This window comes from Fusobacterium sp. (assembly GCF_029258315.1).
In the GTDB taxonomy this organism is placed as follows: Bacteria; Fusobacteriota; Fusobacteriia; order Fusobacteriales; family Fusobacteriaceae; genus Fusobacterium_B.
The window spans coordinates 1-12,268 of sequence record NZ_JARHZE010000059.1 but is presented as its reverse complement, the minus strand read 5'-3'; the positions used below and the strand labels follow the sequence as shown (position 1 = coordinate 12,268).

Genomic DNA, 12,268 nt, shown 5'->3' with positions numbered 1-12,268 from the left:
AAATGGTTAAATATACTAATGAAAAATTAATAAAATTTATCAAAGGAAAAAACACAAAAGAGGAAATACTAGAAAAAATAGTAAATTTAATTAGTGAAAATACAGATTTAGTAGAAGATAAGGATATATTTTTTAAAAATATAATGGAAAGAGAAAATATAGGTAGTACAGGGATAGGAATGGGAATAGCTATGCCTCACACTAGATGTGATGGGGTGAAAGACCTAGTTGTAAGTATTGCTGTTTTAGAAAATGCTGTTGATTTTGGGGCTATTGATGGAGAACTTATAAAAGTAGTTGTCTTAGTAGGTGGACCAAAAGAAAAGGGGCAGGAATATTTAAAACTTATGTCTAGCATTGCTAGAATTTTCAGAGAAAAGGATATTAGAGATAATATAAAAACTTCAAGAAATGAAGAGGAACTAATAAAAAATATAATGGAGATAGAAAATTGAGAATAGGTATTTATGGTGGAAGTTTTGATCCTCCACATTTTGGACATAAAAATGTAGCTCAATATGCAATAGAAAATCTTAAATTGGATAAACTTTTGATTATACCAGTTGGAAGAGCCTCTCACGGAAAAAATAATCTGTCTGACAATATTTTAAGATATGAGATGTGCAATCTTGTATTTGGAGATATAGAAAAGGTAGAGATCTCTAAGATTGAGATAGAAAAAGATGAAATTTCTTATACTTATAAGACTTTGGATAATCTTATGGAGATCTACGGAAGAGAGAATGAATATTTTGAAATAATCGGTGGGGACTCAGCAGCTTATTTTACAAAATGGAAAAATTATAAAGAAATTCTTGAAAATTCCACAGTTGTTATTCTAAGAAGAAAGGGATATGTAAGTGAAATTAAATCAGATAAGATAATTGAATTTGAAAATGATTATTACGATATCTCCTCTACTGAAATAAAACAAAAATTAAAAAAAGATGAAGATTGTAGTGATATACTAGATCCAAAACTTATAAAATTTATAAAAGAAAATGGGATATATAAAAAAGGTGATTCTTAAGGATCACCTTTTCTTATAAGATACCCAAACCTTTTTTGACTTTTTCAAGTTTATCAGGAGCAAGGATTTTTACTATTTCAAAAGCTAGATCTTGAACAAAACCTGTACTTTTACAAGTTATTAAATTTTTATCCAAAGTTATTGGAAGAGAGGAAATATTACAAAATTCTTTTGCTTTTTCCTCATAAGTTTTATGGACAGAGATAGTTCTATTGTTAATTAGATTGTGTTTAGCTAAGGAGTAAGGGGCTCCAGAAATTGCAAAGATAAATTTATTATTTTTTAAATAAAAATCTATCATTCTAAATGCCTCATCACTTCTAAATAAATTTTCATAGTTACTATACCCTCCAGCTAGAAAAATACCATCAGCATCTTTATAATCTTTAAAAATCTCATCAGCTATGATAGGGATATTTTGAGCTGAATTGACAGAGGGAGTTTTATTTAAAGAAAGGGTTGTTACCTTAATGCCAGCTCTTTTTAAAATATCTATTGGAACTGTTGTTTCCATAAGTTCAAAACCTTCAGCTAGTAATACATAAATTTTTGCCATAAAATCACCTAAAATTATTTTTTCATTTTGATGTAAAAAAAATAAAAATTGTTTAGAGAGGGAGAAAAAATGTTTGAGAAATTTAATATAAAAAAAGGGGATATAATAACAGTTACAGGGGCTGGAGGAAAAACTTCTCTTATCTATCTTTTAAGTGAAGAGCTTTCAAAAAAGGGAAAGGTTCTTATAACGACAACTACAAAAATTTATATTCCTCCAAAAGAAAAGTTTGAAAGTTTAGAAATCATAGAGGAGAGGATAAAAATTTTCGGAGATAATAAAAATATTTTTGTTATAGGGAAAAGTATTTTAGGAAATAAGATAATAGGTGTTGATTATCAAGAGGTAGAAAGGTTAAAAGAAAAATTTGATTATATTCTTGTAGAGGGAGATGGAGCAAAAGAAAAAATATTGAAGGATTGGAATGAAACGGAGCCTTGTATATTTCCAAGTTCTACAAAAGTTATAGGAGTTATTAATCTTAATATTTTAGATCTTAAGATAAATGAAGAGAATATACATAGATTTGAAATATTTAAAAGAAATTATTCTGAGTATTTAGAAAAAAAATTGGACTTAAATTTTTTAATTAAATTTATTTTAAAAGGAAAATTTTTTCATAATAGTTTAAATAGTGAAAAATATATTTTTTTCAATGAAGTGAATACAGTTGAAAGAAAAGAGATTGTAGAAAAAATAAGAGACAGATTAGCAAAAGAAAATATAAAAATTGTATATTAAAAAATCCTCTATAAAAGAGGACTTTTTTTATTTTCTAGCCATTTCATATAATCTCTCTATTCTATCTTGTGTAGATGGATGGGTACTAAAAAGATTTGCCATTTTATCACCAGCTAGAGGGCTAACAATAAACATATTTTCTGTGGCAGGATTAGCATCCATAGGATTTCTTCTAACTCCAAGCTCCAATTTTTTTAGAGCATTTGCAAGATAAAGAGGATCTCCACTAAGTTTTGCACCAAACTCATCAGCTTTATATTCTCTAGTACGAGATATAGCCATTTGAACTAACATAGCAGCTATTGGAGCAAAGATAGAAACTAAGATAAGAGCTAAAGGATTTCTATCCTCATCATCTCTACTAGAACCAAAGATAGCTCCCCACTTAGCAATACTAGCTAGAAAAGATATAGCTCCAGCAAAAGTGGCAGCAACAGTTCCGATTAAAATATCCATATTATTAACGTGTCCTAATTCGTGCCCAATTACTCCAGAAAGCTCGTTGTCATCAAGAATTTCTAAAATTCCAGTAGTGACAGCCACAGCAGCGTGTTTAGGATTTCTTCCAGTGGCAAAAGCATTTGGTTGTGGTGAATCTATTATATATACCTTAGGCATAGGCAAATCAGCTTTTCTAACTAATCTTTCAACCAATTTATAAAGATTTGTATTTTCTTTTACAGCTCTTGCTCCATACATAGAAAGAACAATTTTATCACTATACCAATACGATATAAAATTAGTGATTCCAGCAAAGATAAAAGCAAAATAAACTCCTTGTCTTCCCCCTATTAAATTTCCAATGAAGAGCATTAAAAATGTCATAACTCCCATTAAGATAAAAGTTTTAAAGTTTTTCATTTTTCCTCCTAAAAATTTTTTATAAACATTTTTTTCATTTTTTGTTATAATAATGATATACAATTACGACGAGTAACTGTCGTATTAGATGTAGAAAGTATTGAAATAGTTGAAAAAATAGGAGAAAAAATGAAAAAATATATAAAAGGGATAATTGATATAGGAACAAATTCTTGTAGATTGTTTTTAGCAGAGGTTGAAGAAAAAAATAATAAAATTGAAATATTAAAAAAAATTTATAAGGAAACTAGAATAACAAAACTAGGAAACTTTATTCAGAGTGATACAAGTATTGCAAAAGAGGGGATAGATAAATTAATATCTATTATAAAATATTTTAAAAATATAAGTGATGAATTAAAGTGTGAAAAAATAATAGGGTTTGCCACTTCAGCAATAAGAGAATCTAAAAATAAAGAGGAGATTATAAAAGAAATTTTAGATACAACAGAGGTTGAGGTAAGAGTTATATCTGGATCACAAGAGGGAGAGATGACTTTTGCAGGTACAAGTACAGAATTTAAAGATGATATACTTCTTATGGATATAGGTGGAGGAAGTACAGAGTTTATTTATGGAAATGGAAATAAAATAGAATATGTAAAAAGTTTTAAAGTTGGAGCTGTGAGAGAAACAAAAAAATTCTTTTTAAATGATGATTATAGAAAGTTAGAGGAGTGTAGAGAGTCTGTTATAGAGAGAATAGGAGAGATAGAGAAGTTTAGAGGGAGAGATTTTGTATTTGTTGGAGTAGCAGGAACTGTAACTACAAATGTTAGTGTTTATGAAAAAATGAAGGAGTATGACTCTGATAAAGTTCATTTATTTACTTTGACAAAAGAGATGCTGGAAGAAAATATGAAAAAATATTTAAGTTTAAACCTAGAGGAAAGAATGAAGATGATAGGTTTACAGCCAGAGAGAGGAGAAAATATAATAGCGGGGACTACAATAATTTTAGAAGTGATGGAGATGTTAAATCTTGACAGAATAGTTGTATCTGAATGTGATGGACTTGAAGGAGCTATGATAAATCTAAAATAGAGGTGAAAGATGAAAACTTTTCATTATATAGTAGAGGGAAGAGTTCAAAAGGTTGGTTACAGATTTTATGTGGGATATAGATTGAGTAAGCTGGGATTAAATGGAAAAATTAAAAATTTAGACAATGGAGATGTAGAGATATTTTTACAAGGAGATGAAGAAAAGATATTTATTGGTGAAAAATATTTAAAAATGGGTAGTCCTCTGAGTAAAGTTGAAAATATTAGAAAAAATGTAGTTGAAAAAGAAGAATTTTTTAAATTTAATATTGAATATTAGTAAACTAAATGATATAATTTCTATTAGTCTGTGTTTGACAAAATTTAACTTTGTAAATAGAATATTAAAAAATAGAAATTAATTAATAGTTTTAAAAAAATTGGAATTTTGGGAAAATATTGGAAAAATAATAGTCTAAATAATAGAAATTTTTTTAATAAGGAGAAAAAATGGAAATTGCGTTAATAATAGTGTTAATTTTATTTTTTATATTGGCAGGAGTTTTAGGGCCACAAAGAGCTATTAGTTTTATTCCTGCATTGTTGGTATTGGCAGTATTGATTGTCTTTTTTGGTTATATGATAGTTGTATTTTTCCCATTTATACTTATATATATAATTTGGAATATGCTTACAGGAAAGAGCAACACAAATAGAACAAAGACATATTATTATAGATCTACATCAAATGCAGAAGATTTTGAGGAGTTCTTTAAAAGAGCAAATCAACAGAATAGTGGATATTACTATGGTGGAAACTATGGAAACAATGGTTCAAACTATAATAATTATAATAACTATTTCGAAGATAAAACAAAATATTATAGTGTGTTAGGAATTCAACAGGGAGCAACTCAAGAAGAAATAAAAAAAGCATTTAGAGCGAAAGCTAAAGAACATCACCCTGATAAATATGCTAATGCAACTCAAGCAGAAAGAGATTATCATGAGAAAAAATTTAAAGAGATCAATGAAGCGTATGAAAAGTTAACCAAATAATAAATTTTTTAGAATTTATGTTGCATAATTTTGTTTATATGGTATAATTTAGTAGAATATTTTTTTAAAGAGAGGGATCGTATGCAATTAAAAGCGTTGATACTAGCTGCTGGAAAAGGAACTAGAATGAAATCAGAATTACCAAAAGTAATTCATACAGTAAATGGAATACCAATGGTTCAAAAAATAATCAAAGAATTAGAGAAAATAAATATAGAAGAGAATATTTTAATCTTAGGACATAAGAAAGAGGAGATTCTTAAAAAGATAGGTGAGGTTTCATATGTTGTTCAAGAAGAACAATTAGGAACTGGACATGCAATAATGCAAGCAAAAGAAAAATTAAAAGATTATGAAGGAGATGTAATGATCCTTTGTGGTGATACACCTCTTTTAAAAAGTAGTACATTAGAAAATATGTACAACTATCATAAAAATAATAATTGTACTACAACAGTTCTTACTGCTGTATATGAAAATCCATTTGGTTATGGAAGAATAGTAAAAGAAAATGGAAATGTAATAGGAATAGTTGAAGAAAAAGAAGCAAGTGATGAGATAAAGAAAATAAAAGAAGTAAATGCTGGAGTATATTGTTGCAATGCTAAAGAATTATTTAAGGCTTTAGATAAAATAGACAATAACAATGAAAAAGGTGAGTATTACTTAACTGATATAATTGGAATTCAAGTTAAAGAAGGAAAAAAAGTATCAAGTTTTGTACTAGAAAATAGTGAGGAAATTTTAGGAGTTAATTCTAAAGTGGAACTTGCTCAAGCATCTAGAGTATTAAGAGAAAGAAAAAATAAAGAGTTGATGGAAGAGGGAGTAATCCTTATAGATCCAGCTACTACTTATATAGAAGAAACAGTAAAAATTGGTAAGGATACAGTTATATATCCAGGGGTTGTTTTACAAGGAAATACAGTAATTGGAGAAAACTGTGAAATAATAGGAAATACAAGAATAATTGATAGTATATTAAAAAATGATATAAGGGTAGAATCTTCAGTTATTGAAGAAAGTATATTAGAAGATAAGGTAACAATGGGACCATTTGCACATCTTAGACCAAAAGCTCATTTAAAAGAAAAAGTTCATATAGGAAACTTTGTTGAGGTTAAAAAATCTACATTAGAGCCAGGGGTAAAGGCAGGACATCTAACTTATCTTGGTAATGCTACTGTTGGAAAAGATACAAATATAGGAGCGGGAACAATAACTTGTAACTATGATGGTGTCAATAAATTTGATACTCATATTGGAGAGAAAGTATTTATAGGAAGTAGTACAATGTTGGTTGCACCAGTTAATATAGGAGATAATGCTTTAACAGGAGCAGGATCAGTTATAACTAAAGATGTGCCAGAGGATGCTCTAGCAGTAGAAAGAAATAAGCAAATAATAAAACTTAAATGGAGGAAATAGACAAATGCAAATTGATATGAAAGAAGTAAAAATCTTTTCAGGAACATCAAATGTTGAATTAGCTGAGAAAATAGCTAAGAGATTAAACTGTAGCTTAGGAGACGTTCAAATCGTAAGATTTAAAGACGGAGAAATCTATGTTAGAGTTGACGAAACAGTAAGAGGAAGAGATATATTTGTTATCCAACCTACTTCAGGACCAGTTAATGAAAACCTAATGGAACTTTTAATTTTTATTGACGCTTTAAAAAGAGCATCAGCTAAATCAATAAACGTATTAATGCCTTACTACGGATATGCTAGACAAGAAAGAAAATCAAGCCCTAGAGAACCAATCACAGCTAAATTAGTTGCTAACTTATTAACAACTGCTGGAGCTAACAGAATAATCACTATGGACTTACACGCAGATCAAATTCAAGGATTCTACGATATACCAGTAGACCACTTACAAGCATTACCATTACTTGCTAAATACTTCTTAAGTAAAGGATTTAAAGGTGACGACGTAGTAGTAGTTTCTCCAGACATCGGTGGAGTAAAAAGAGCTAGAAAATTAGCTGAATGGTTAGACTGTAAAATAGCTATCATTGACAAAAGAAGACCAAAACCAAACTTATCAGAAGTTATGAACCTTATCGGAGATGTTGAAGGTAAAATAGCTATTTTCATAGACGATATGATCGATACAGCTGGAACAATAACAAACGGTGTAGAAGCTATAATCAAAAGAGGAGCTAAAGAAGCTTATATCTGTTGTAGCCACGGAATCTTATCAGGTCCAGCAGTAGAAAGATTAGAAAACTGTCCAGTTAAAGAAGTTGTAATAACTGACACAATCAAACTTGCTGACGAGAAAAAAATAGATAAGATAAAAGTATTATCTGTTGATGTATTATTTGCGAAAGCAATTGAAAGAATAGTAAATCATGAGTCTGTTTCTGAATTATTTGAAAGCATTGACACTTTAGAAGAAAAATAATCAATTTAACAATGATAAAAGAAAAAAAGCTAGTCTATCACTAGCTTTTTTTTTATTTTTATGATAGAATATATTGCAGAAGTTTAGTTTACATAATAAATCTTTTATCTGAACAAAGGAAATAAAACTATGGAAATATCATTAGAAAACATTAGTGAAAGATTGAAAAAAGGAGAAATAATAATTTATCCAACGGATACGGTTTATGGAGTTGGAGGAGTATTAAAAGAGGACACTCTAAAAAGAATATATGAAGCTAAAACTAGAAGTTTTTCTTCTCCTTTGATAGCTCTTGTAAGTAGTCTTGAAAAAGTTGATGAAATAGCAATAATAAATGATGAAAACAGAGAGAAGATAGAAAAATTAATCGACAAATTTTGGCCAGGTGGATTAACTATTATCTTAAAGAAAAAAGATAAGGTTCCTGCTATAATGGTATCAAATGGTGATACTGTTGGAGTCAGAATGCCAAATTTAAAAAAAGCTTTAGAGATAATAGAGAGTGCTGGGGGGATTTTAGCCACTACCAGTGCAAATATTTCTGGAGAGGCAACGCCATCATCTTTCAATGAACTTTCTCCAATATTTAAAGAGAGAGTGGATATTATTGTGGATGGGGGAAAATGTCCAATAGGGACAGCATCAACAATAATTGATATGAGTAAATCTGAAATTAAAATTTTAAGAGAGGGAAGTATCTCAAAAAAAGAAATAGAAAATATAATAGGGAAAATATAAAGCGGAGGTAAAAATGAAAGGTCAAAGAGTTAACCCAGAAAAAATTAATCCTATGGAAATAAATACAATGTCTTCTATGATGGGAATGATGGGTATTTTACAAAAAATAGGTAAAGGAAAAAGAAAGTATTCTATAAAACTTGAAAAAAATCATAAGAAATTTTTAGCAAGATTTATGGTTGACATAAAAAAAGAATTTGAAAAAACATATAAAGATGTACCTCAAATGAAAGGTGTTTTATCATTTTTAGATTATATAAAAGTTTCTTGTGAAAACAAAGAGCTAAAAGAATTAAATGTAAGTTATGAGGAGTTTGATTTCTTAAAGAGAATGCTAATGGATAACTTAAAAGGAATGGAAGCTATGCAATTAAAATGGTATCAATTCCTTAAAAAAGCAACTCTTAAAATGATGAAGGCTCAATATAAAGATATTTTGGCACAATTGAAATAGGAGGAAATAATGGAAAATATGGATTTATTTGATATATCTGAATTAGTATATCAAGAAACATTTGATAAAATGTATGACTCATTAGTAGCTGAGTACAAAGCTGGAGAGATTGACTTAGATACATTAGAAAGAAATGAAGAGGAGCAACAAAAAGTTCTTATGAATGGACTTTTTGAAGGGGAAACAAAATTTGCTTATACTAATGCAATAGTGGATGCACACCAGTTTGTTATCACTATGATAAAACAAGGTAAATTAGTAAAAGAATAATAAATTAAACTCGGGATTAGTTTCTCGAGTTTTTTTATTTTTTGAAAAATAAAAATTTAATCTTAATAAAAAATTAGAAAAAAACAATTTTCACAGAAATAAAGTCGAAGAGGATAGATAATCTAATTCGAAAAAGGAGTTATTATATGAAAAGAGAAATTTATAATAGAAAAAAATTAGGCCTTCCTCCAGGAACAATTTTAGATAGTGAAAATGAAAATTTAAAAACAGAGATGGAACTTTATACATATGATGGGGAAAATACTGCTAGAGAGATAGTTGGAAGAGGGGATGATCTGTCTTTTTTAAAAAATAAAGAAAGTTTAAATTGGTTGAATTTAAATAATATTGATGACTCTGAAACGATTGCAAAGATAGGAAAAACTTTAAATATAAATCCCCTTGTTTTAGAGGATTTAACCAATGCAAGTCAAAGGACAAAAATAGAGGAGTGGGAAGATTATATATTTATAGTTTTAAAGATAGCTGATTTTAATTCTAAAAGTAAAAATATTGAGTATGAACAAATCTCTCTTATTCTAGGAGAAAATTATCTTCTAACTTTTAAAGAGAGGGAGAGTGAAATTTTAGATGTATTAAAGAAAAGGATAGAAAAAATAAATTCGGAAGTATTTAAAAGAGGAATAGGGTATGTTGCTTATTCTATCATAGATATTTTGGTTGATAATTATTTTGTAGCTTTAGATTATATGGAAGAAAAAGTTGATAATTTAGAAAGAAAAATTTTAAATGATTTTTCAGATAAGTTAGCTGAAAAAATTTTAAAATTAAAATCAGATATTGCTTTTTTGAAAAAAGAGATTTATCCTGTGAGAGAGATAAGTACAAAAATTCAAAGTGAAAGCATATTATCATATTTTGGAGAGGAGAATAAAATATATTTTTCAGATTTACACGATCATAGTATAACAGTCTGTGATATGTTAGAAAATATGACTTCTAGAACATCGGAACTTTTTAATCTTTATTATTCTATATTGAGTAATGATATGAATAAGGTGATGAAGGTTTTAGCTATAATCTCAACTATATTTATGCCTCTTAGCTTTTTAGCTGGGCTATATGGAATGAACTTTAAATATATTCCTGAGCTTAATTGGAAATATGGTTACTTTATTCTTTTGGGGATAATGGGAGCTCTTGTTATTATGATGTTTTTAATTTTTAAAAAGAAAAAATGGTTGTAAAATAAATTATATTCTTTTTTGAGATTAGAAAATTAATTAGAGATATTTTTCATAACTTTATATTTATGGTATAATATATAAAAAATAAAGTGGGGGTGTAGACTATGCAAAAAAAAATTCCTATTGGGATAGAAAATTTTAAAGATTTAGTAAATGAAAATTATTTATATATAGATAAAACTAAATTTATAGAAGAGATTATAAATGACGGAGCAAAGGTTAAGCTATTTACCCGTCCAAGAAGATTTGGAAAAACTTTGAATATGTCTATGCTAAAATATTTTTTTGATATAAGGGAGTCTAAAAATAATAAGGAATTATTTGACAAACTATATATAAAAAAATCCCCTATCTTTATAGAACAAGGAAAGTATCCAGTAATTTTTATCTCTATGAAAGGGATACAGTCTTCTAGTATTGAAAATTGTATAGATCTGTAAGATTACTATTAGAAAGTTTATTTAAAGAGTATAGAGATATTTTTAAAAATTTAGATGAATTTGATAAATTAACTTTTATGAAGTATGCAACTGAAAAACTTTCGACAGAGGAAGTCAAAAAAGGATTAAAAATTTTATGTGATATACTGTCTAATTATTACAAACAACAGGTAATTATTTTAATAGATGAGTACGATGCTCCTTTAACATATGCCTATGGACACAGGTATTATAAAGAAGCAGTAGATTTTTTTAAAACTTTATACGGCAATGTTTTAAAAACTAATTCAAATCTTAAAATGGGAGTTCTTACTGGAGCAATAAGGGTTGCACAGGCAGGAATTTTTTCAGATCTTAATAATTTAAAAGTGAATACCATATTAAATAAAGCATATGATGAATATTTTGGTTTAACAGAGTCAGAAGTTGAAATTTCTTTAAAAGAATATAATATTGAATATAAGATAGATGAGGTAAAAAATTGGTATGATGGTTATAAATTTGGAAATGCTGAAGTTTATAATCCGTGGAGTATATTAAACTATATTGATAACAAAGAATTAAAACCATATTGGGTTAATACTTCAGGAAATATTTTAATAAAAAATTTATTATTATGTTCAGAAGGAAGTGTCTTTGAAGAGCTGGATGACTTAGTAAAAGGAAAAGAAAAAAATATATATATCAATGAAAGTGTAGCTTTAGGAAATAATTTAGAGTCAGATAATTTATGGGAACTAATGCTTTTTTCTGGATACTTGACAATAAAAGAAAAAATAAGTAATGAAGAGTATATAGTAAAAATTCCAAATAGGGAGATACAATCATTTTTTAAAAATCTTTTTGCAGAAATAGTATTTAAAGAAAAAAATAATATAGCAAATATGAAGGGTGCTTTGGATAATGGAAATATAAGAACTGTTGTAAGAATTTTAGAAAATGTTGTACTTAATGCTATGAGTTTTTATGATTCAAGCAAAAAATATGAAAATCCATATCAGACTTTATTGGCAGGTTTTTTATATGCTTTAGATGATTACTATAAAATGATACCTAATGTGGAAACTGGATATGGTAGAGCTGATATAATATTAAAACCTAAAAATAAAAATAAGACTGGATATATTTTTGAATTAAAAAGAGCTAAGACAAAAGATTTAGAAAAAGAAGCTGAAAGAGCTTTCGAACAGATAGAAGAAAAGAAATATGATACCTTGCTTATAAATGATGGGGTAGAAAATATTATAAAAATAGGTTTAGTTTTTGATGGAAAGAAAGCAGTGGCATATTATTAAATAAATGAAAAAAAGGAAGAATTTTCTTCCTTTTTTTTAGAAATTTAAAGAGTAGAAATTTTTCTCCCCTTTAAAATAATATTGATTTATTATAAAATTATTCCCACTCGATAGTTGCAGGTGGTTTAGAAGAAATATCATAAGTTAATCTATTGATTCCTTTAACTTCGTTGATAATTCTATTAGAAACTACTTCTAAGAACTCATAAGGTAATTTTGACCA

At 27.7% G+C, this 12,268-nt stretch carries 17 protein-coding genes; 14 read left to right on the top strand and 3 right to left on the bottom strand.

Going from position 1 to position 12,268, the window contains the following annotated elements; translation table 11 throughout:
• The first annotated feature begins 2 nt into the window (after positions 1-2).
• Positions 3-455 carry a PTS sugar transporter subunit IIA gene (locus Q1J48_RS04570; RefSeq protein ID WP_300327806.1) on the top strand — a complete coding sequence of 151 codons (453 nt, stop codon included), beginning with the start codon at positions 3-5 and terminating at the stop codon, positions 453-455.
• Positions 452-1,030: a nicotinate (nicotinamide) nucleotide adenylyltransferase gene (gene nadD / locus Q1J48_RS04565; protein ID WP_300361543.1), complete on the top strand. Its 579-nt coding sequence runs from the start codon at positions 452-454 to the stop codon at positions 1,028-1,030. The genes Q1J48_RS04570 and nadD overlap by 4 nt, the downstream gene beginning before the upstream one ends.
• Positions 1,031-1,043: 13 nt before the next feature.
• Here the strand turns inward: nadD and Q1J48_RS04560 are convergent, their stop codons facing one another.
• A complete protein-coding gene (locus Q1J48_RS04560; RefSeq protein ID WP_300361541.1) occupies positions 1,044-1,586 on the bottom strand; it encodes a DJ-1/PfpI family protein in 543 nt (180 codons plus the stop codon).
• A 69-nt stretch (positions 1,587-1,655) separates the two neighbouring features.
• On the opposite strand from Q1J48_RS04560, the gene yqeC reads away from it, so the two are divergent.
• A complete protein-coding gene (yqeC, locus tag Q1J48_RS04555) occupies positions 1,656-2,327 on the top strand; it encodes a selenium cofactor biosynthesis protein YqeC (protein ID WP_300361538.1) in 672 nt (223 codons plus the stop codon).
• A gap of 27 nt (positions 2,328-2,354) precedes the next feature.
• On the opposite strand, the gene htpX is transcribed toward yqeC, so the two are convergent.
• The gene (gene htpX / locus Q1J48_RS04550; protein ID WP_300361535.1) at positions 2,355-3,188 is read right to left on the bottom strand and encodes a zinc metalloprotease HtpX; all 834 of its coding nucleotides are present in this window, start codon (positions 3,186-3,188) and stop codon (positions 2,355-2,357) included.
• A 129-nt stretch (positions 3,189-3,317) separates the two neighbouring features.
• Here htpX and Q1J48_RS04545 point away from each other — a divergent pair, with 129 nt between their 5' ends.
• From Q1J48_RS04545 to Q1J48_RS04495, 11 genes are all read left to right on the top strand, one after another.
• The gene (locus tag Q1J48_RS04545; protein ID WP_300361532.1) at positions 3,318-4,232 is read left to right on the top strand and encodes a Ppx/GppA phosphatase family protein; all 915 of its coding nucleotides are present in this window, start codon (positions 3,318-3,320) and stop codon (positions 4,230-4,232) included.
• A 9-nt stretch (positions 4,233-4,241) separates the two neighbouring features.
• Positions 4,242-4,511, top strand: a complete 270-nt coding sequence (locus tag Q1J48_RS04540; RefSeq protein ID WP_300331755.1) for an acylphosphatase — start codon at positions 4,242-4,244, stop codon at positions 4,509-4,511.
• A 170-nt stretch (positions 4,512-4,681) separates the two neighbouring features.
• Positions 4,682-5,230, top strand: coding sequence for a J domain-containing protein (locus Q1J48_RS04535; RefSeq protein ID WP_300331758.1), 549 nt, complete (start codon positions 4,682-4,684; stop codon positions 5,228-5,230).
• 81 nt (positions 5,231-5,311) lie between these two features.
• The gene (gene glmU / locus Q1J48_RS04530) at positions 5,312-6,658 is read left to right on the top strand and encodes a bifunctional UDP-N-acetylglucosamine diphosphorylase/glucosamine-1-phosphate N-acetyltransferase GlmU (protein ID WP_300331760.1); all 1,347 of its coding nucleotides are present in this window, start codon (positions 5,312-5,314) and stop codon (positions 6,656-6,658) included.
• Between the two features lie 4 nt (positions 6,659-6,662).
• Complete coding sequence (locus Q1J48_RS04525; RefSeq protein WP_300331763.1) at positions 6,663-7,640, top strand: ribose-phosphate diphosphokinase; 978 nt, start codon at positions 6,663-6,665, stop codon at positions 7,638-7,640.
• Positions 7,641-7,769: 129 nt separating this feature from the next.
• A complete protein-coding gene (locus Q1J48_RS04520; RefSeq protein WP_300331766.1) occupies positions 7,770-8,378 on the top strand; it encodes an L-threonylcarbamoyladenylate synthase in 609 nt (202 codons plus the stop codon).
• Between the two features lie 13 nt (positions 8,379-8,391).
• Complete coding sequence (locus Q1J48_RS04515; RefSeq protein ID WP_300331770.1) at positions 8,392-8,832, top strand: hypothetical protein; 441 nt, start codon at positions 8,392-8,394, stop codon at positions 8,830-8,832.
• Positions 8,833-8,841: 9 nt separating this feature from the next.
• Positions 8,842-9,102, top strand: a complete 261-nt coding sequence (locus Q1J48_RS04510) for a hypothetical protein (protein ID WP_367181834.1) — start codon at positions 8,842-8,844, stop codon at positions 9,100-9,102.
• A 146-nt stretch (positions 9,103-9,248) separates the two neighbouring features.
• Positions 9,249-10,310 carry a magnesium/cobalt transporter CorA gene (gene corA / locus Q1J48_RS04505; protein WP_300361529.1) on the top strand — a complete coding sequence of 354 codons (1,062 nt, stop codon included), beginning with the start codon at positions 9,249-9,251 and terminating at the stop codon, positions 10,308-10,310.
• A gap of 104 nt (positions 10,311-10,414) precedes the next feature.
• On the top strand, positions 10,415-10,750 hold the full coding sequence (locus tag Q1J48_RS04500) for an AAA family ATPase (RefSeq protein WP_300361527.1): 336 nt from the start codon (positions 10,415-10,417) through the stop codon (positions 10,748-10,750).
• Entirely contained in the window at positions 10,735-12,045 is a 1,311-nt protein-coding gene (locus Q1J48_RS04495; protein WP_300361524.1) for a PD-(D/E)XK nuclease domain-containing protein, read from the top strand. Before Q1J48_RS04500 ends, Q1J48_RS04495 begins: the two co-directional genes overlap by 16 nt.
• A 97-nt stretch (positions 12,046-12,142) precedes the next feature.
• On the opposite strand, the gene Q1J48_RS04490 is transcribed toward Q1J48_RS04495, so the two are convergent.
• On the bottom strand, positions 12,143-12,268 hold a 126-nt coding region (locus Q1J48_RS04490), incomplete at its 5' end, for a GMP synthase (glutamine-hydrolyzing) (RefSeq protein ID WP_300361576.1).